We start from the raw sequence: 21,820 nt of genomic DNA, 5'->3' as shown, positions 1-21,820 counted from the left end.
TCCATAAGCACGATTAATATCTTATTAAACGTTGAAACGGAAGTGAAGTATATCACCATCCTGAACAACATATTCTTTTCCTTCAATGCCGATTTTTCCGGCTTCGCGACAGGCTGCTTCCGATCCCAAACGAACGTAATCGTCGTATTTGATAACCTCTGCTCGAATAAATCCTTTTTCAAAATCGGTGTGGATAACGCCGGCACACTGCGGAGCTTTCCAGCCACGACCGAATGTCCATGCGCGAACTTCCTGCACACCGCAGGTAAAGTAGGTTTGCAGATCGAGCAAATGATACGCTGTCCGAATTAAGCGAGCCACGCCCGATTCGGTAAGGCCTACCTCTTCGAGAAACATCTGACGTTCTTCGTAAGTTTCCAGTTCGGCAATCTCCGATTCAATCTTGGCAGCAACTACCAATATATCGGCCGATTCGTCTTGCACCGCTGCGCGTACCTGTTCCACATATTGGTTGCCACTCACGGCTGATGCTTCATCCACATTGCACACATATAACACCGGTTTATTGGTAAGCAGGTAAAGGTCTTTTGCCAAACGTTGGTCTTCTTTGCTATCGAATGTCACTACGCGGGCAGATTTTCCCTGTTCGAGGACTTCTTTGTACTGCAGAAGCACATCCACTAAACGTTTTGCCTGTTTGTCGCCACCAGTCTGTGCCTGTTTTTGCACTCTTGCCAAGCGACTTTCCACCGTTTCCAGGTCTTTCAACTGCAATTCGGCGTCGATAATTTCTTTGTCACGAATAGGATTTACACTACCGTCTACATGCACTACGTTATCATCGTCGAAACAACGCAACACGTGAATAATAGCATCCGTTTCGCGAATATTTGCGAGGAATTTATTACCCAAACCTTCGCCTTTGCTGGCACCCTTCACTAAACCGGCAATGTCTACTATTTCAACCGTAGTAGGCACAACACGTTGTGGATTCACAATTTCAGCAAGCTCATTAAGACGATGATCGGGAACTGTAATAACACCCACATTCGGTTCAATTGTACAAAAAGGAAAGTTCGCCGATTGCGCTTTTGCATTCGACAAACAATTAAAGAGAGTTGATTTACCCACGTTGGGCAAACCCACTATACCACATTGTAATGCCATAAAAGTATATTCAGTTTCAAAGTTTCAGGTTCCAAATCCCGTACTCCGGAATTCCGGTTTAGTATCAACAATCTTCAATTCAAAGTTCCATTATACCCTCAATAGTTGGGTTCCTGAAACTTCCAGTCTTGAAATTGTTTGAGCGTACAAAGGTACGAATTATTTCCTGCCCGACCGCTTTCTGTCAACAATTAGCATTTTTGCGGCCAATAAATCAAAGACAAAACCGTATCTTTGTACTAAATTTGAGAATGTGAAAATATGCCAATTTAAGCAATTCAATTCTTTCAAAAGAATCACGCTATCATTGTTTTTCCATTTTCAAATCTTCAAATTTTCAAATCTTCAAATTAAAGTTCATGGCTCTTGATAAATCCGGCGTAGGCGACATGTTCGATGCAATTGCATGGCGATACGATTTCCTCAACCATTTTCTCACTCTCGGCATAGACAATCTATGGCGCAATAAGGCAGTAAGTCTCATCACGGCACCCAAAGGCAGCTCTTTTCTCGATGTTGCCACCGGTACCGGCGATCTGGCTGTTACGCTGGTTCGCAAAAAAGCTCCTGCAAAAGTATTCGGCATCGACATCTCGGAAGGAATGCTCAGTTTCGGACGAAAGAAAATGGAAAAACTCGGTCTCTCTGAGATGGTGACGCTAACGCAGGAAGATTGCGAAGCCCTCAGCTTTACAGAAGGAAGCTTCGAAGCTGTCACCGTAGGGTTTGGCATCCGCAACTTTCTCCATCCGGACAAAGGTCTTTCTGAAATGTACCGTGTGCTGAAACCCGGTGGAGAAGCCATTATTCTGGAATTTTCACGTCCGAAAAGCAAACTAATGTGCAAGCTGTTCGACATGTACTTTTGCTACGTGTTGCCACAAATCGGCAAACTTTTCTCCAAACATTCATCGGCTTATACTTATCTTCCCGACAGCGTGAAAGAATTTCCTTACGGAGAAGGCTTTGCAAAACTAATGCGTGAGGCTGGTTTTACCGCCGTAGAATACCATCCGTTGACATTCGGCGTTGCCACAGTGTACAAAGGAGTGAAATAAGTTTCAATGTTTAATGTTCAACGTTTCAGGTTGGAGACACAAATTGTAAATCGTAAATTGTAAATCGTAAATTGAGAAAATGAAATCTTCAATATTGAAATGGATACGTATTGTGCGCCCCGGCACGCTTGGTGCAGGCGCAGCACCGGTGTTTGTGGGACTAATCGTAGCTGCCGAAGAACGTACGTTCGACTGGGTCATTGCGTTAGTCACCTTATTGGCCGCATTAACTATCCAAATTGCCAGCAACCTAATTAACGATTACTACGATTTCAAAAAAGGACTCGACAAAGCAGGACGGCTTGGTCCGAAACGCGCTATTGCCGAAGGGGAGGTTTCTCCTCAAACCATGAAAAAAGCAATCATCATTGATATTGCTATTGCTGTATTGTGCGGCATGTATCTGACCTTAGTAGGCGGGCTACCTATATTGATGATTGGCTGCGTGTCACTGCTTTGCGCCTGGCTCTATACCGCCACCCCCTACTCCCTTAGCTATCTGGGCATTGCCGATTTATTTGTTCTGGCATTCTTCGGCCCGATTGCAACACTTGGAACTACCTACCTGCAAATTGAACAATTTTCAGAAAAAGCATTCTGGCTGGGAATGGTGAGCGGGCTCATTTCCATGGGAATTCTCACTATCAATAACATTCGCGACATCGACTCGGATAAGAAAGCCGGGAAACGCAGTATCGTCGTCCGCTTCGGCAAAAAATTCGGCGAATGGGAATATTTCTCTCTCTTTATGCTAATCATCCCCTGTCTCTATCTGGCCAATTCGGCCGGTCTGTGTTATGCTGTAGTAGCAATGGGCATTGGGTTGTTTCTTCAACTAAAGAAAGCCAAAGGAAAAGCTTACAACAAATTACTGATCCGCACCGGACAAGCCAACCTGCTGTTCGCATTTTTGCTTTGGATAGAATATCTGATTTCATGACGTTTTTTCTGATTATCAGATATAATATGCCATCTGTTTTCTCGTTTTAAATGCAAAAAGAAAGCTCTGGAATGAAAAACGGGTTCCTCATATTACTTCTCATAGCGGCATGCAGCTTCATGATAAACAGCTGCTCCGACGAAGTCATTTCTTCCAACCCGAATTACAAGCTGAGTTTTTCAAAAGATTCCCTTTCGTTTGACACGGTATTCAGTACCATCGGCTCCACTACAAGCGGCTTTGTGATTTACAACCGCAATTCAAAGCCTGTATCCATCAGCTCCATTACGCTTGCCAATGGCGCCGCCACAGGTTTTCACATGGTAGTAGACGGCACCATTCCGGCAAACAATCAGCTTTCCAATGTTGAAATACGGGCTCACGACAGCCTTTATGTTTTTGTCAGCGTTATCGTAAACCCGACCAGACAAGACAATCCGCTTTTGCTAAAGGATTCTATTATCTGTATCACAAACGGCAACCGGCAGAGCATACAACTTCAGGCCTACGGGCAGGATGTTGAGATTTTCAGGAGTAAAACCATTCATAACGACACCACTCTTTCTGCGTCGAAGCCCTATCTTATTTACGATTATCTGGCCATTGACAAAGACAAAACGCTTACCATAAAACCGGGCAGCACGCTCTACTTTCATAAAAATGCATCGCTGAAAATTGCTGGAAACTTAAAAGCTGAGGGAGAGCAAAAAGCCAGAATTCTGTTCCGGGGTGATCGTCTGGATAAACTTTTTGACAATGTCCCTTATAATTATCTGTCAGGACAGTGGAACGGCATTCAGGTGTTAGGTGCTCAAAGCTCCGTTTCACTTGACTATGTAACCATGAATAGCGGAAAAACAGCTATTCACATCACCAATCCGTCTGCAACACTGTCGCCTTCTGTTGTAATAAACCACACCAAGATTCAAAATTTTGATTCGTGTGGAATTGCCTCACACAATGCCAATCTGACTTTATGGAATAGCGAAATTTCCAATTGCAGAAGCGGTTGCCTGATCTTAATGGGGGGAAATTACGCGTTTGTTCACAATACCATTGCCAACTATTACAACGATATTTATGCCGGAAAAAGACGCGACGCAACGCCTTCGGTAATGTTACTCAACAGCAATAATGACAAGCATGCTCCGGTTCCGGCTCCTGTCAGCGCGCAGTTTATCAATTGCGTCATTACCGGATCGATGCCCAACGAAATAATGATTTCCGACACAACACGCAACACGCCGCTGAAGTATTCGTTTGACCATTGCTATCTGATGTCAAACCCGATGCATTCGTCTTTCATCAAAAATGTGCTGTGGGGAAATACCAGAGACCAATTATTTGTAAGAAGCACCATTAACAAGGACGGCTATTATGACTTCCGTGCGACGGAAGAATCGCTACTCAGAAAAAAAGCAGATATACAGATTAGCCGTCTGCCCGCATTCTGCTTTGACATGAACGATATTTACCGGTTGTGGGAAAATGCACCGGATATCGGAGCTTACCAATGGCAAGGTAAGTAAACCATTTTTATTTACGGCCGAAATCTGCCGGTATTTCGCCCCACTCTGTCGTTGGCCATTTCAGCAGTTTGGTAGAAAAAGAGTTCTGTTTCAACCAGTTTTCGGCTCTCTCTATCAATTGAAACAATTCCTCATTTTTAGCGCAGCGTTCCAGCTTTGTTCTGCAATGTTTTGCCTTCACCCAGGCCAGAGCATTCACACTATCAGAGTAAATCGGGAGATCGCTATTCTGGCTCTTGAGAAAAGCCAGACCATGGACTATAGCCAGAAATTCCCCAATATTGTTCGTTCCGAGTTCAAACGGTCCTTGTCTGAAAATTTCTCTTCCGGTGGATGTATCTACGCCACGATATTCCATTTTTCCGGGATTGCCGCTACAAGCTGCATCTACAGCCAAACTTGGAACAATTGGTTTTGCTCCGCCTTCTCCAACGGCAATCGCAGATTGTTTCTGGTTGGCACCGACAGCTTTCCAATAGTTCATTTTAAAAGCTGCATTTGCAGCCGCCTCTGTCGGGTAGCCCTTGTACTGGGCACCTTCAAAGCCGTTAACCTGCTCTTTGCAGCTTTCCCAACTATCGAACACTCCCGTTTGACGGCCTTTCCAGACCACGTAGAACTTATTTTTAGCCATATCCGGTTTATCTGTTTCAGTAAGTAAAATTACAAAAAAATCACGTCGTACCCAAAAACCTCACCTTAGAGGATTCTTGTATTTTTTGGGATTATTTTTTGCCTTTTTCTAAAAAATTCTTCCGTCTTTTGCAATTGTTTTTTCCAAATACACCAACAACAATAAGACAGAATGAAAGATTCAAATAAATCACTGATATATGCCGGTTTATCCGTACTAAGCTGGTCAACCGTTGCCACCGCCTTCAAACTGGCATTGCGACTGCAAACGCATTTTGAAATGTTGCTCATCGCCAGTTGTACGGCACTTGTCATTCTGGCAATAGTCATGACCTTTCAATCAAAATGGGGTTCGCTGACATTACTTTCCGCAAAACAGTGGTTGCTTTATGCCCTGATCGGACTATTGAATCCTGCAATCTATTATCTTGTTCTATTTAAAGCCTATGCGCTCTTACCGGCCCAAATTGCTCAACCGATTAATTATTCGTGGCCAATTTTGCTGTTGATACTGATAGCAATTGTCAGCCACCAGCCCATTCCGCGCAGAAAATACATTGGCATGGCACTGTCACTGGGAGGCGTAATTCTCATTTCGGCAGGCTCAGGGCAAATCCAACAATCAGCCATACCTGTTGCCGGTCTGCTTTTGGCTTTCCTGAGTGCTTTATTATGGGCCGGATTCTGGATTGTCAATAAAATGAATCAAAATATCGACAATACGGTGAATCTTTTTGTCATCTTTCTGTTCGGATCTGTCTATCTGCTGATTGCTTCATTATTTGTCCCGGTAAACCTTACTTCAACCAACGGATTTCTTGCCAGCATGTATATCGGAGCTTTTGAAATGGCCATACCGTTTATCTTTTTCAGTCTTGCACTAAAAAAAACGAACAATCCGGTGCTTATCAACCAACTGTGTTACTTAGCACCATTCACTTCACTCTTTATCATACACCTGGTTTTGAAAGAGCACATATACACCACCACCTTTATCGGCTTAATACTGATTATCGTTGGCATTATTTTCAACGAATATTTTGCCGGTTCAGGCAGAACAAAATAACAGAGGCTGCCTCATAAAATGAAACAGCCTCCGTAATTATTTGAAGTTAAGATTAGACATCCGCTCTGCTCCTCATTGGAGTGTCGAACAGAACAGAAATCTTATGGTTTTAAGGGTTCGCCCATGCCTGAATTTTCTTTATCGCTTGCATCGAGTTTAAAGACCATGAACTTCGGATTTTCCCTGGTATAAGGAGCCCACTTGCCACCAGCATTTCCATTAGGATTACCGTATTTGGCAAAATTCGACCAGGCAGTCAGCATCTTTTCTGAAAGATCCCAATCACCTGCCGTCCAGGGTCTCCAGCAATGCTTGAGAGACTTGAACACAAACCAAAGATCGGAAGAGTGAAATGCGCCCTTAAGCACGTCACTTCTGCCATCAGTTGGCAAAGGACGGGCAAACTCATACGCAAACGCCTTACCACCCAATTTTTCGCGGTTCAGACAGAACTCAGCAATACCCGGAGCCATGCTACCCATATCGTTCAACGTGTAACCAATCATGTACGGAACCTGCGCCAGTTTGTTGTCAACCGCAGCAGCATCAAAGCTCTGGAGTGAAACATAACCATCAACGACAGGCATAGCAGCCATACGGGTACGTTTCCCGGTCACTGAGTTATACAGACTTCCAAGCGTATAAATGGTTTCGGTAGAAGCGGCGCGCATTTTTTCAAGGCTTGTAAGCCCTGCCCAATCCATAATTTCCTTAGTCTGGAGTTCCGACTGTTCAAAAGTTATAGGGGCAAACGCAGCCATAGTAGCAGGTGCACCCGGAGCTGCTGCCGGAGGCGGAGTCGTTGTGATACCACCGCCACTCATAATAATCGCTTTTTTGAACAAGCCTCTTGCGAGCGGAGATTCGCAGAGTGTTTTTACGCTACCTGCACCGGCGCTCTGACCAAATATGGTAACGTTATCTGGATCGCCGCCAAACTGTGCGATATTCTTCTTAATCCATTTGAGAGATTCTATCTGGTCGAGGATACCATAGTTACCTGAAACGTGGTTAGGACTTTCCTTCGAGAGTTCGGGATGTGTCAGGAATCCGAAAACGCCAAGACGATAGTTGATTGAAACCAACACAACATCTTTGTTAGCCCACTCCTGTCCGTCGAATTCAGGTTCCGAACCCCATCCTTCTCTGTAACCGCCACCATGAATCCACAGAGCCACAGGAAGCTTTTTCCCAATGTTACCGGGAGCTTTTGTCCACACATTCAGGTAAAGGCAATCTTCGCTATAAGGCGACTCATCACCATAGCCCCACTCTGTAGTATAACCACCGGGATAGTGAACGGCCTGATAACCCGGATGCCCGAATTTATCTGCAAGTTTCACGCCCTGCCATGGAATAACCGGCTGAGGAGCCTTCCAACGGAGGTTTTTAATGGGAGGTGCTGCATACGGAATTCCACGATAAACAGTCACTCCTTCAATTTCGGCTTTTACGCCCTGAACCTGTCCGCCTTCTATCGTCAGCACAGGATTTGCCGCGTCACAATTGTAATATCCAACTACAAATGCAACTAATAAATAAAGTAATTTCTTCATGATTTTTTAAAGGTTAATAAAACGCACAAATGTAAATAAACAAAATCAGAAATCAGAGAAAATAGTTCACTGACTTACTTGCTTTTTTTCAACATTTTTGCACATCAAGGTCAAATTAGCAGCACTTTGTGCACTTTCTCCGAAGGAAAAGGAAGTGATGTGCAGACAGCAAAAATCAATAATTCTGCAAACTGAGTATAATCGGAAAATATTTCCTACCGTAAGATTAGATTTCTTAGAAGGAAAATCGGTTAGCACTAAATGACCACAGGCACACTACAAACACGTATAACTACTAATAATCAGGTTATTAATCCATAATTCATATTACATGCAATCCAATTTTCTGGAAATAATTGAATGTTTCATCATAGAACTCTGGCAATCTTGTATGATCCTCTTTGTTTCCCTCTGGAATAACAATTATCATTCCTTGTCTAGCCCTAGTTAATAGTACTCGATAAGCATTAAGCTGATATTTCTTTCGTTCATCTTTTCGGATGTTTTGCCATTTATTTCCCACAAAGGAATAGCCTTGCCAACCTGCATCCGAAAATCTCAAATCGCCGTCCCAAGCAACGCAAGCCCAGTCTAATTCTAACCCTTGCACCTGAAATTCAGTAGCTACATCTTCTAAATAATAGGAAGAACGAATATCATCTCTGTCATTCAAGAACCAATGAACAGGATCAACAGGCGTACGAACATCAATTGCAAGAGGCTTTAGCCTCTGAGCTTGAGATGAAACAACTATGCCATATCTTTCTGAACCTCTAGCCTTCTCTTTAATCCAAGTTTTTGCCTTTTGAATATCTCTTGTCAATACGATTGGATATTGATTGTAAAGTTGTTGTAATGTTTTCTGAGCTCCAATAATATCAATGTCTAATATTTGTTTAATAAACAATGAAAGATTTTCCGCCCTAAATGACCGCATAGAGACTGATAAGTGCAAGTCTGTTTTAAAAAAAACATTACATGTTTCTTTTAAATCTTCTATAGTATCAAATGCGTTATATTCTTTGTCTTTTAATTCTGGTGAAACATGTACCTCCCAACTAGGAAATTTACATTGAATGGCATTTAGCCATTCCGAAATACCTGCTTCTCCTGTATTAATTTCCTGTCCACCTCCAACTAAACAAACTACAACTGCCCAATCTTGATGTCGGTCTAAACACGATATTAAAAATTCAGGCTCCGATGAATCAAAATTATCCTGACCTTTCTTCGCCTTCATGAAAGCTACCGTTTGTTCCTTATGCCAAGCACGTTGCGCTTCATCAAAAATAGCGACGTGATCATCAGGAGCTTTTTTGTCAACTAAATATGCATCTCTGTAATGATGAATGATTTGGATAAAAGCTTTTACACTGTTTCGTGCAATTGCTTTAGTTGTTCGGATATTGAGCTCTTTATCTCTCTCTACCTTGTCACGAACAAGCGCTTCTTGCAAAACTGCAACTAAAGGTCCATTGCCTGATAGAAATACGGCAGAATTTCCATTTGATCTGTCAAGATGTTCTGTTGCGACCTTAAGTCCAACCAATGTTTTTCCAGCTCCAGGTACACCTGTAACAAAACAGATAACCTTCTTATTTTTAGCTTTAGCGTGATCAATTACCTCCGAAATATAAGACGTGGTTGTTCTCAAATTTTTAGCACCTGAATCATTTCTGGTAATTTCATCCACCCTGTGGCTATTGTACAAAGAAATAGCAGCTTCGATAATCGTAGGTGTTGGTTTATAACTCCCTGAGGCATACTCACCACTATTAATTATTTCATGGTTACTATATAGATTAATAACTGTTTCAAGTAGCTGTTTGAACTCTTTCTTATTTGTCTTTAAAGGATATGCAAGATTATCATTGTGAGTGGAAAAACTTATCTCGTGGAATGATCCATTCGATTCTGTTGCAATGAGCACTGGAACTATAAATGCATCATGACTCGGTTGATGAAAATTCTTTAAATCTAATGCATAATCCCAGACCTGTATTAAGTTGTGATGTAGAAACTCTTTTTCACCGACCTTGAATTCAATAACAAACACAACATTGTTTATTATTAATACACAATCAATTCGCTTACCAAGTCGTGGAATAGAAAATTCGAATATGATTGTTCCTGAGAAATCGCTTACAATAGGTTTTAGAATTTCAATTTGTTTTTCCCAAGCCTTATTTTGATTAAAACTAGAATCGAATTGATTATTGAGTATAATTTCTCCAATAATCGTTTCGACATTCTTATCGCAGAAGCCTCTAATCGTATCTTTATAATAATAATTCAACATCGTCATTACTTTCTATTACTTCCACATCCTAAACGTAATAATCTATGATCAAATCACATAACAACTTTCGAGTAATATCAAACGAGCCTATCACGCATCCTTTATTACGATAAAACTCCTAGTTCAAAAACATTCTATAAGTTGTACAAATCTACAAATTCCCTTTGAAATAGGCCTCTTTTATGTTAACAAATTCAATTAATTGCACAGAATTTATCTCTATCATGTATAAACCCAAACCACCCCAACCTGAAAGTAATCAGATTGGGGTGTTGTATTAAAGTCCTCTTCAGAGAATTTAGGGGTTTACTTCAACTTCTTCGTCGTCTAAGTCTGTTGCGTTGTGTTTTCTTTTTTGTCAGTAAGCGCTACGTCATTATGAAAGCACAATTGTTTTCTCTTAAGCAGCATATACAAAACGGAGAACAGAAACAATATACCGAAGCCATCACCAATTGCCAGGGGAGGCGTGTCGGGATCTCCACCCGGGTCAGTTCCTCCTTCATACTGAGCATATGTTAATATGTTGACTTTGTCAAAAGGTTTAGGAAAAGAAGTGATGCCTGACGAAGCCGAACTTTCAGTACCCGTGCTACCTTTGGAAGAAGACAAAGAAACAGCCATAGCTGATGCGAACAACGCAGTACTTAGATGATCGTCCTGTCTCGTTGAAACAATTGCATATACATAATTGTGTGATTGTTGTGGTGATTCTGTTTTTAATCCTTTGGATGTAAAATGATGTTTGGAAGTAGTCTTAACAGACCATATATCGGTTTGTTCCCCACTACTGTCGGTGTTTTTGCTGGCTTTGGTTGTGATATGCCCCTGTTGAAGATATGCAAAATTATAAGAGATGCTATTCGTATGGGTAAACGATGTTGGCGAACCGGATTTTCTGGCAAACAACGAATGAAAAAAACGGGGAAGCAGAGAACCCGGCACATCTCCCCGGTATTCAGCTCCGGCGATTGTCGATAAGGATAATAATAGAAGCAGAATTACAGTGTAGATTTTATATTTATAGTTTTCCGTTTTCATTTTGAATCGGAAGATTTTTTTCATGGTTTATCATCAATCCCCGTTTCAAATTCACCTGATTAGTAATCCATGTTATATGTTCCTGTTATGATTTGCAATTTGAATTCGTACTATTTTCCTATGATCAGGCGTTTTGTGATTTTCATTGTATTTGTCGATGCTTTGGCAATATAAACTCCAAAAGGAAGCTGTGTGTTCACAATCTTCTCCTCCATTGCTCCGAAATCAATATATTCTACCAGCCTGCCCGTCATGTCATAAATCGATAATTGACCGGATGTACTACTATTGTTATTTATGATTATTGTTCTGCCATTGTTAAATACGTTGATGTCTGATCTACTGTATGTGGTTGGTAAGACAGTTGAAGCACTCATTTTCGAAGTCTTTCCGGTAATAATTTTGAAACGATTCTCCGGGTCGGAAGAAGAGACTGTAAATGTATACTGAGACCCGCTTTGACTAATATTGGTGACCTTGTCGGTAACTAAATCAACCAGATAGATACCTTGGGTATAATGGTCAAAGGTGTTGGCTGTATGGGTAAATGTCAGCGTGTATGAAGCATCCTCTCCGGGTTTAAATCCCAGACAAGTATTGTTTATATCATCAACAGCTTCAATTTGGTAGCTTCCATCCGGCTCTACAGCATACAGTTGAGGAGTCAGGCTTGAACCCAGGAATTTTCTTCCGTCCCAACCGTTGTTAAACGTATGAGAACAAAGAGGATCTGTGAATATCCACATGCGGTCGCCATATCGCTTACCTTGTACGTCGATGATGGTGAATATTTTGGGTTGCTCATTTGTTCTGAAAGCTTTGACACGTTGAACGGTAGCATTGCTCTTCACCCACGAATAATTGAACGTGAAGGTGCTATTTGCGGTACACTTAACCATAAACCCCTGCATTGAAGGAATCTCTGCCGGAATTCCACCAGTGCCGGCAGTGCCGGGAGTAGAAACAGTGTACTGACCGGGATTGGTTCCATTAGCTGTTCCTCCGCTATTTGATTGCCAGTCTGCAAAAGACCCGGTATTATACAAGTATACAGCCTGTTCCGTATTATCTCCGAAGCCCATTGTGCTTATATTAATAGCTGCCGTATAGGAGTTTCCAAGAATATTATTGCCCGGATACGCGCCAGAAGGACTACATGTGATCGGATATGCATAATTGCTGTTTGTCAATTGTCCCTGGAAATAAAGGGTTTTAGGCGACGTCTGCGTAATCTCATATCCTCTGAACGAACTCAGCGAAGAAGCGTTGGTCCACACTGCGGTGTGCGATGAAGTTTGCTGCGATTCATCGTTTTCACGTACATATGAACCGTAGCAGGTTGGTAAAGGAGGAACCGGACCTTGCAGCGGAATTCCAAAGAACTGCCATTTGTATTTATATCCGGCTGGCCCTGCCGGATCGTAATATGCTTTGTTATACATTTCAACGGTTGCCAATACCGGAGCTGATGGCGCATTATGAAATATAAGTGTACCATTGGGGCAATTGGCCGCGCTTTTTATGGTCAACCCGTCAACTCCGGCATTGTTTGTGATTGTATTTTGCACGTTTAAAGAGCCTCCCGGGGTCGTTGAAGAGGACCCTGCTGCAATGGTTACCTTTGCTCCATTATGGATAGTAAGCGATTTGCAGACAGCTCCATCCGGGAAAGATGAAGAATATACTATAGTTGGCTGATATGTTACACCTGTGGAAATATATACATCTGTGGATGAAGTCGGAACTCCTCCACACCAGTTGCTCGCGGTGAACCAGTCGGTATTTGTGACACCTAACCAGGTGCCGGAAGACCGAACGATGACAGTAATATCTTTGGAATTATAAAAGATTGCACTACCTAAATAGGTGATTATTTTCAGTGTGTAGGTGTACGTGCCGGGGGCTTTCCCAGATAACGCGTTGACAGATATTGCATTTATGGTTTGTAATGGGTTGGCAAAAGGCCAAGTTCCGCTGCTTAACAATGTGCCGCCTTCCAATAATGAATATGCAATCCCGGGTGTGGATCCACCGGGTGTGGTGGTTCCGATGTTACTCTGAATTGAATAGGCCGATGTAAGAACAATGTTATCTCCATAGCACAATGGCGATGGTGCTGAAAGAAGTGCATTTAATGAAGTTGAAACAGCATTAATCTGATCGAATGTATAAGTGCCGGGACCATTTCCTGTGGCACTGGTAGCAAATATTGTATTTTTATCTCCAAGATCAAGACGCTGAGATCCGTTACTTGCGTTGCCCCGCAATTCCCCTCCGTTAATTGTAAGAACAGCAGCTTGTGGGATGATTAATGCTGCAGGATTGGTAATCCATATAATCCTCCCGAAATTATTTATTGTTAATTGGCTGAGGTACAGAAACAACTGATTTTTGGAATCTCCAAGTGTTCCATCTATAGTTAATGCACTCCAGTTGGAACTGTCTAATCCTACTATTGTTAAACTTGTAAAAGTCTGAGTTGAAGCAAAGACGACATTCAAAACTATATTATTCCCGTTTTGAATTGTTACAGCTCCGGTTCCTGCATATTGCCCGGGATATCCTTGTGCTGCTGTTGGTGTAACCCAGTTGGTTCCGTCATATCGCTGCCATGCACTTAGATCTGTCCAGTTACCCGAATTCACAGATCTGTAGTCACCTGCCGATTGTCCAAATGAGGTACCTATATAAAAACACAGGAGCAAGCTAATCAACGTACGCAAAAAACAGGTTTTGCCCAAAAGCTTGTTAACAGAAGATGAGGATGTAATTCTGGTTGTTAATTCCGTTTCAGTTTGAACGAAATTAATCTGGGGGTAAAAATTCTTCATGGCAATAAGTTTTCTTGTTAAAACAAGGCATTATTCTGACTTTTACTATGTATGAGGTGCTCTCCGATTGAGATGTGCCTTTTAATAGCGTAATTATAAGTTTTAACCGGATTGATGGCTAATGCCCGGTCTGTACCGTAAAAGACAGGAGGCTTCTCTTTTCCCAAAGAGAAGCACTCCCTAACTTCCGCAGATCATTTTGTTGATTAAAATTCTACTTGCATTGTTCGAAGAAATTGGCCGGAAGTATAGTTGGATCGAGCTGTTCTCCCGCTTTGAATTTATTCGGGTCGAAAGCTCCCGGTGTTTCTTTGTCTGAGCTGTAACTTAACACCTTAATCTCTGTTCGACGATTAAGCTGATGATCTGCTTCACTGCACCAAACGCCGTTATCACAACGGTTTAGCAGTTGATGTTCTCCATAACCTTTTGCTATTATTCGATTTTGGTTAATGCCCTTTGATACAATGTATGCAACAGCCGATCTGGCCCGCTTGTCAGACAGTGTGTCGTTGTAGCTGTAGGAACCGCGACAGTCTGTGTGGGCGCTGAGTTCTATGTCGATCGGATAGATTTTCATGATGGTAACCAGACTGTCAAGAATCGGACGTGCATCGGCGCGGATATTCCATTTGTCGAAATCGTAATGGATGTTGTCCAGTTTCCATTTCATGCCGATGGCAAACTTGTCGAGCAGCAAATCGCGTGGTGCCGGCTGAACCATTGTAGCTTTCGAGGGGTTAACCACCTGCATGGCGAGACAGTCGCAGTTGCAGTTTTGCTTCACTCCTTCGATGGCGTAATTGCACGGATTGGCAACAGCCTTCACAATTATATCGGACGGATGTTTGACTTCCATGCTGTATTTACCGTTAGCATCCGTTTTCAGCACATATACTTTTCGTTCTTTCGGGTCGAAAACAAAAACCGATACGTCGCTGATTGGCTGGAGCGTTCTTTTGTCTTTTACATAACCTTCTATCAGAGAAGAATAGATTTTCTTTTCGTAGTTGAATCCGAAGATATTGTCGTTGCCACCGATACGATCGGAGGTGAAAAATCCTGTTGAGGCGCTCGCTCCCTGTGTCCATCCGAAATCGTCGGTATTGCTGTTGATAGGATAGCTCAGGTGTTCCGAACTATCATTTCCGGCAAGAAGGTCTTTCAACGGGATGCGGTAAATATCCAGTCCTCCCAGACCGGGACGTCCATCACTGCTGTAGTACAGGTAGCCGTCTTCGGTAATGGACGGGAACACTTCGTTTCCGGCAGTATTGATCACATCCAGTTTTTGGGGTTCGCCCCACGATTGAGAGCTGTCGTTTCTTTTGCTAACATACAGGTCGTAACCACCTTTTCCGTTTGGCATATCACTGCTGAATACCAACAATGTTCCTTCCGGATTTACCGCAGGATGCATTGCCGAATACTGATTGGGATCGCCAAATGGCAAAGCCTTGATGTTGGTTATCTTTTTGCCGTCGTATGATCCCTGCATCAGTCGGATACGGTTGATTTTATTCGCATCGGGGTGGTCATAGTTGGCCGAGAAATAAATGGTATTGTTTTTGTCGATTGAAACACCGCCTGCATTGTAAGGCACATTGTCCAACCCTTCCACAAGAGAACCCACAAAAGTATTTCCCTGCAGGTAATTGCGTGGAAAAGCTACCGATAAAGCGGGCGCAGAAGCCTTTGTATCTGCTCCTTCATAGACGCCCGCTATCCTCTTCTCTTTAGATTTGGTTGGTATTGCTGAAAGGTCAGTAATTTGTTTGCCGGTTAATGAGGATACCGGCTGAGTGCTCAATGTGTTCTTATCTACCTGCCACAGGCGCGAATAGTTTCCTCCGTCCCAGTCGAAAGCTCTTGTTTTGGATGCGTAAGGACGGTTGCTGCTGAATAATAATGTATTGCTGTTGAGTAGTGGTGCAAATTCCCTGTAGGGAGTGTTCATGTCCGGAAAACTCATTTGCCAGTCGGCGGAGTCTTTTTCCATTTCTGCCAGTTTGCCGGCATCCATGAAAGCTTCGGCTTTTTGTTCGAATCCCGGAATACCTTTGAGCCATTCGCCTGCTTTCTTGTATTGGTGGGCGCGTGCCGCAATCTCAGCCAAACGGATACGATCCGTATTGGAAAGAGAACCTGAATTTTTTGCGAGTAGGTGGTCGTATGCTTTTTTGCATTTATCGTACGATCTGGTTTGCCAGTAACAGTCAGCAAGTTTTGTCCAGTATACCGGTGTTAAAACATTCCCCCTGGCAATACTCTTTTCGTAATAACCGGCAGCTAAAACATATTTTTTTGCCACATAAGCCGCATCACCCTGACTGATATCTGCAGTAATGTTCATTCCGCTTTGGGCAAACAAGGTAAAACTACCCATCGCCAGCAAAAGTAATAATGATGTCAATATGCGGTTGGATATTTGGGTAATAGTTTTCATAGTTGTGCTAATTATCTGGTTTATAAACTTGATCTGTATTACTTTGGCTTTCACCTATTTTAGGACGCATTATTATGACACGAGCCGGTTAGTAGTATCTGGGAGACTGAACTTCTTTGCTGGCTCCACCCAGTTCGAGTCTGAGCATAATTTCATGCGTTCCTTTGTTGTAACTTTTCAGATCGGAAATCGTATAGTCGTATGAGTATCCGATACGCAGTTGCGGAAGTACCTGAAATTCCACCATGCCCACGAAAGCATCGCCTGTCCGGTAACTGACTCCCACACCCAGTATATCATGGAACCACCCGTTGAGGTTAAAATCGTATTGAACGGTAGCCCCTTTTACGGCCTTGATCAAAACAGACGGTTTGAGTTTGATGACCGGTGAAAGCGTAAAGAGATAACCGCCGGTGAGAAAATAGTGATTGTTGGCTCCGAAACTCTTTTGGTTCAACTGGTTTTCGGCTTCTATTTTTGTGTGCAACAAGGCCGGAACAGAAAGACCAACATACCATTTTTCGGTGGCAAATAACATCCCGAATCCGGCAGTGGGCAACCATCCGCTCACATCGTTTTGCAACAGTGGATCGGTTTGATCCAGCGGATTGGTTTCTGAAAGGTTTGCCCTGTAGTTTAAAAGACCTCCGCTTACACCCAAAGACAGGAATGCGTCGTTGAAAGGAATACGGTGCGAATAGAATGCCTGTACGCCGGTTGTCTTTTCAATGCCCATTTGGTCATTGTAGACCTGCAGGCCAATGCCTTCATTGCTGCCTTCAATGCGTCTGTCCCATGTGATGGACCCGGTTCTGGGTGCTCCGGTAATACCTATCCACTGAGCCCGATACAAGGCTGTTATATTGTCAACTGCGCGATTACCTGTATAAGCCGGGTTAATATGGATCATATTGAACATGTATTGAGAATACATCGGCTCTTGTTGACCCTTCAGGGTGCCGCAAAGCAGCAGCAAACCTGTGGTAAGAATCAATGATAATTTGGAAGTCAGAGTATGTAACATTGTCGTAAATTTTAATGGTTATTCATGCCTGTCTCTGCCATTTTCATAGTTAACGTTTCCCGGTATCGTGGAGTGCTTTCGTTTACTAAAAGACAACTCCACTTTGCCGGTATTGCTGTTAACGTCTCAATGTGATATAGCTTGCTAGTTTTTCAACCTTATTCGTTTCTGTATTGCGGATCACTATGATGTAATAATATGTTCCGCTTGGCAGATTCTGACCCAACAGATGTCCGCTGCCCTTACCGTCCCAGTCGTTTTGATAATCGTTGCTCTCGTAAACCTTATTACCCCAACGGTTGAAGACTTCCAGAGAGATAGTGATTCGTGAGGAGTGAATGATTGTGAATTTATCATTATGACCATCCTGGTTAGGCGTAAACGCATCCGGGATAATCAGAATCTCAGGTATCTCCGTCTTTGTCGGTCTCGGGAATGCACCTTCAGTGTTCGATGGGTCATCAGATAAGACATTGGAGATGGCTCCGGTAGTCCTGGACGATCCGTCAAGCACAGCCTGATTGTAGACTGTTCCAAAGAACCGGTTCAATGTGGTGTGCACTTCAATGGTGATCTCTTCCGTGCTGTTAGGTGCCACTGCACTGCCATCGAGCAATACGTTGGTGCGGGTAACGCCGTCAAAGAGCCCGTTTGCTTTCAACTTGCCGGTTGCCGTAATACCAACCACCCGGAATTCCATCGGACTTAAAATTACCCTGCTCAGGTCATCGGTAATATGTATCGAGGTAATTGAGTCAGTGGTTAATTTGTTGGTTACCGATATGGTGTATTTCCAGTTAACAGTGCCATCTCCGTTGTTTACCGGTGAGGTTGACCTCTTGTTGAAGGTCATCATATCTGTATATGGTCTCACCGTAATGGTTACCGTAGCCGTCGATGTCAGACCGTTGCTTGCAGCTATCGTATAGGTAAACGAGTCGGAACCTGTGTATCCGGTTGTCGGAGTGTAAACAATCTTGTCGTCTGTCGGATTGTTCGGCGTTCCGCCGTTATTTACCGTTACCGTTCCGTGAGCCGCGCTTGTGGCTGTGATTGCAGTGGTGGATGGTCCATCCGGGCCAAAGCTGTCATTGGACAATACGTTGATGGTTGTACTTGTATTCTGAATCATCGTCACATTGTCATTGACTGCAACAGGAGGATCAGAAACCGAGGTGACAGTAATTGTCAACGTGCCGGAAGCTGTGCCACCATTGCCATCGCTGATGTTGTAAGTGATAACAGGAACAGAACCATTGTAGTTAGCCATCGGAGTAAAGGTGTAGCTACCATTGGTATTGATAATTATTGTGCCAATACCTGTCATTGTAGCTGTAGCTCCGGCGCTATAAGCAGTACCTCCGATTGTAAATCCGGTCACTGTCAGCGGATCGCCATCCACATCGGCATCATTGGTCAGTACGTTATCGTTTAACGGAGTGTCTTCCGGTGTACTTTTCACATCTGCATTGGCAACAGGATTGTCATTCGCTGCCGTTACCGTAATGTCGAGTGTTGAAGAAACAACAGCCGAACCATCAGTTGCACGATAGAAGACAGTCGGTACTTTTCCGTTGAAATTAAGAGCCGGTGTAAATGTGAATGCTCCATTGGCAGCAGCCACAAGAGTACCCGTTGAAGAGACGTTGACAGAAGCCGGCGTTGTGTAGACTTTTTCGCCTACAACGATGTTGGCTACCGAAAGCGGATCACCATCCACGTCAGAGTCATTTGCCAATACATTACCGCTTACCGGTGTGTCTTCCGGTGTGGTGTATACGTCAGGTCTGGCTACCGGTGCGTCATTGACCGCCGTTACCGTGATAATCAGTTTTGCAGAAGCTGTGCCGCCCACGCCGTCACTTATCATGTAAGTGATAGCCGGAACTGTACCGTTGTAATTCAACGTCGGTACGAAGGTGAATCCGCCATTTGCATTGAGGGTCAGCGTCCCTTCTGCCGAAGTGGCTGTCCCCGGCGAATAAGTGGTACCATTCCATACAAAGCCTGTTACCGTGAGGACATTCGTTACGTCCGGATCGGTGTCGTTTGCGAGAACATTACCTGTAGCGGTTATGTCTTCCGGAGTTGATACATTATCATCAACTGCTATCGGCGGAACATTGCCGTAGATAACCGTGATCGCATATTCACAAACTGTCGTATTGCCGGATTTATCCGTTGCTGTCCATTTAATGTTGGTAAGGCCTACATTAAGTATCGCATTGTCAAGAGTCGTTCCGGAACCGGTTGTTGCGCCAGTCATGTCGTATGTCAACGAAGCAAGAGCATCATTGTCGGTTGCAGTTGCATCCCATCCTGTACCTTTAATGGTGTAGGTGTAAACGCCACTCTGAGAGGTGAAGCTTACATTCTGACCTGTGAAACATTTTGTAAACAGCGGATTCTGATTATCCACCACTGTTATTGTTTGTTTGCACGAGGTGGTATTGCCACATTCATCGGTTGCCGTCCAGGTCACGGTGGTTGTTCCTATCGGATATTGACCGCTGGCATTCATCGTGTGGTTGAAATCGTTGCTGTACTTAACTTGACCACAATTGTCGGTTACAGTTGGTGATGCAATGGTAACCGTAGCAAAGTTCTTATCCACATCGACAAATACGGTTTGAGATGGAGGACAACTCAAAACCGGAGCGGTGGTATCCTGTACCTTGATCACCTGTGTCTTCGATGCACTGTTGTTGCAAGCATCGGTAGCTGTCCATGTACGAGTCAGAGTGTAGGTACTTGGGCAAACGCCGTCTGTACGGACTTCCTTGTAAGTAACCACAGGAGCTGCGTCGCAATTATCGGTAGCGGTCAGCGTTGCGGCCACAGGTACGGCATTGCATTCCACGGTAACGTCGGCAGGAGCTTCGCTCAAAATAGGAGCTTTTGTATCCTGAACCTTGATAACCTGTGTCTTCGATGCACTGTTACCGCAAGCGTCGGTAGCTGTCCATGTGCGGGTCAGGGAGTATGTGCTCGGGCAAACGCCGTCGGTACGTACTTCCTTGTAAGTTACCACGGGAGCTACATCACAATTATCGGTAGCAGTCAGCGTAGCAGCTTCAGGAACAGCATTGCATTCAACGGTAACGTCGGCAGGAGCTTCGCTCAAAATAGGAGCGGTGGTATCCTGAACTTTGATCACCTGAACTTTCGATGCGCTGTTTCCGCAAGCGTCGGTAGCTGTCCAGGTACGAGTCAGAGTGTAGGTACTCGGGCAAACGCCATCGGTACGTACTTCACTGTAAGTTACCACAGGAGCCACGTCACAATTATCGGTAGCTGTCAGCGTTGCAGCTACAGGTACTGCATTGCATTCTACAGTAACGTCGGCAGGAGCTTCGCTCAAAATAGGAGCGGTGGTATCCTGTACCTTGATCACCTGAACTTTCGAAGAGCTGTTTCCACAAGCGTCGGTTGCTGTCCATGTGCGGGTCAGAGTGTAGGTACTCGGGCAAACGCCGTTAGTTCTTACTTCTGTGTAAGTTACAGGTATGACCGTGCTATTGTAATCTGAAGCTGTAAGTGTTGCTGCATCTGGTATTACGTTGCATTCTACGGTAACATCAGCAGGAGCATCACTCAGTACAGGGGCTGCCGTATCCTGTACTTTAATTATTTGTGTTTTTGAAGAACTGTTACCGCAAGCGTCGGTGGCCGTCCAAGTGCGTGTTAGTGTGTAATTATTTGGACAATTGCCATCAGTTCTTACTTCTGTGTAAGTTACCACTGGAGCTGCATCACAATTGTCTGTCGCTGTCAGTGTAGCCGCGGTTGGAACAGCATTGCTTTCTACGGTAATATCTGTCGGTGCTTCGCTCAAAACCGGAGCTTTTTTGTCCTGAACGGTGATTACCTGTGTCTTTGAAGAACTGTTACTGCAGGCGTCGGTGGCTGTCCAGATGCGGGTCAGGGTGTAATTGCTCGGGCAAGCGCCGTCGGTGCTCACTTCCTTGTAAGTAACCACAGGAGCTGCGTCGCAGTTATCGGTAGCTGTTAGTGTTGCAGCTACAGGTACGGCATTGCATTCCACGGTAGCGTCAGCAGGAGCCTCGCTCAAAACCGGAGCGGTGGTATCCTGTACCTTGATCACCTGTGTCTTCGATGCACTGTTACTGCAGGCGTCGGTTGCTGTCCATGTGCGAGTCAGGGTGTATGTGCTCGGGCAAACGCCGTCGGTACGTACTTCCTTGTAAGTTACCACGGGAGCTACATCACAATTATCGGTAGCAGTCAGCGTAGCAGCTTCAGGAACAG

Annotated in this window: 13 protein-coding genes; 4 read left to right on the top strand and 9 right to left on the bottom strand. The window is 43.9% G+C overall.

Annotation, left to right across the window (positions count from 1 at the left end):
* Nucleotides 1-24 precede the first annotated feature (24 nt).
* Complete coding sequence (ychF, locus tag PJIAN_RS10280; RefSeq protein ID WP_068704744.1) at nt 25-1,128, bottom strand: redox-regulated ATPase YchF; 1,104 nt, start codon at nt 1,126-1,128, stop codon at nt 25-27.
* A 359-nt stretch (nt 1,129-1,487) separates the two neighbouring features.
* Between ychF and ubiE the strand changes: the two genes are divergently transcribed.
* The 3 genes from ubiE to PJIAN_RS10265 all read left to right on the top strand — a co-directional run bounded on the left by ubiE (nt 1,488) and on the right by PJIAN_RS10265 (nt 4,655).
* Nucleotides 1,488-2,186, top strand: coding sequence for a bifunctional demethylmenaquinone methyltransferase/2-methoxy-6-polyprenyl-1,4-benzoquinol methylase UbiE (gene ubiE / locus PJIAN_RS10275; RefSeq protein WP_068704742.1), 699 nt, complete (start codon nt 1,488-1,490; stop codon nt 2,184-2,186).
* Nucleotides 2,187-2,265: 79 nt separating this feature from the next.
* On the top strand, nt 2,266-3,126 hold the full coding sequence (gene menA, locus PJIAN_RS10270; RefSeq protein ID WP_068704740.1) for a 1,4-dihydroxy-2-naphthoate octaprenyltransferase: 861 nt from the start codon (nt 2,266-2,268) through the stop codon (nt 3,124-3,126).
* A 71-nt stretch (nt 3,127-3,197) separates the two neighbouring features.
* Nucleotides 3,198-4,655, top strand: coding sequence for a hypothetical protein (locus PJIAN_RS10265; protein WP_153802546.1), 1,458 nt, complete (start codon nt 3,198-3,200; stop codon nt 4,653-4,655).
* 7 nt (nt 4,656-4,662) lie between these two features.
* Here PJIAN_RS10265 and PJIAN_RS10260 read toward each other — a convergent pair whose 3' ends face one another.
* Complete coding sequence (locus PJIAN_RS10260) at nt 4,663-5,289, bottom strand: ribonuclease H1 domain-containing protein (RefSeq protein WP_068704737.1); 627 nt, start codon at nt 5,287-5,289, stop codon at nt 4,663-4,665.
* Nucleotides 5,290-5,460: 171 nt separating this feature from the next.
* Here PJIAN_RS10260 and PJIAN_RS10255 point away from each other — a divergent pair, with 171 nt between their 5' ends.
* On the top strand, nt 5,461-6,354 hold the full coding sequence (locus PJIAN_RS10255; protein ID WP_068704735.1) for a DMT family transporter: 894 nt from the start codon (nt 5,461-5,463) through the stop codon (nt 6,352-6,354).
* A gap of 101 nt (nt 6,355-6,455) precedes the next feature.
* Here the strand turns inward: PJIAN_RS10255 and PJIAN_RS10250 are convergent, their stop codons facing one another.
* From PJIAN_RS10250 to PJIAN_RS10220, 7 genes are all read right to left on the bottom strand, one after another.
* On the bottom strand, nt 6,456-7,910 hold the full coding sequence (locus tag PJIAN_RS10250; RefSeq protein ID WP_068704734.1) for a carboxylesterase/lipase family protein: 1,455 nt from the start codon (nt 7,908-7,910) through the stop codon (nt 6,456-6,458).
* Between the two features lie 322 nt (nt 7,911-8,232).
* Nucleotides 8,233-10,209: a DUF2075 domain-containing protein gene (locus PJIAN_RS10245; RefSeq protein ID WP_068706399.1), complete on the bottom strand. Its 1,977-nt coding sequence runs from the start codon at nt 10,207-10,209 to the stop codon at nt 8,233-8,235.
* Nucleotides 10,210-10,536: 327 nt separating this feature from the next.
* The gene (locus PJIAN_RS10240) at nt 10,537-11,250 is read right to left on the bottom strand and encodes a hypothetical protein (protein WP_153802545.1); all 714 of its coding nucleotides are present in this window, start codon (nt 11,248-11,250) and stop codon (nt 10,537-10,539) included.
* Between the two features lie 110 nt (nt 11,251-11,360).
* A complete protein-coding gene (locus PJIAN_RS10235) occupies nt 11,361-14,081 on the bottom strand; it encodes a T9SS type A sorting domain-containing protein (protein ID WP_068704730.1) in 2,721 nt (906 codons plus the stop codon).
* Nucleotides 14,082-14,295: 214 nt separating this feature from the next.
* The gene (locus tag PJIAN_RS10230; protein WP_084252380.1) at nt 14,296-16,527 is read right to left on the bottom strand and encodes an OmpA family protein; all 2,232 of its coding nucleotides are present in this window, start codon (nt 16,525-16,527) and stop codon (nt 14,296-14,298) included.
* Between the two features lie 88 nt (nt 16,528-16,615).
* Nucleotides 16,616-17,551, bottom strand: a complete 936-nt coding sequence (locus tag PJIAN_RS10225; protein WP_068704726.1) for a PorP/SprF family type IX secretion system membrane protein — start codon at nt 17,549-17,551, stop codon at nt 16,616-16,618.
* Between the two features lie 118 nt (nt 17,552-17,669).
* Nucleotides 17,670-21,820: Ig-like domain-containing protein (locus PJIAN_RS10220; RefSeq protein WP_084252379.1), on the bottom strand; the 4,151-nt coding region annotated here is incomplete at its 5' end.

Source organism: Paludibacter jiangxiensis (assembly GCF_001618385.1).
Lineage (GTDB): Bacteria > Bacteroidota > Bacteroidia > Bacteroidales > Paludibacteraceae > Microbacter > Microbacter jiangxiensis.
Note: the sequence above shows the minus strand (reverse complement) of the source record. Positions and strands in the feature narration are given on the sequence as shown.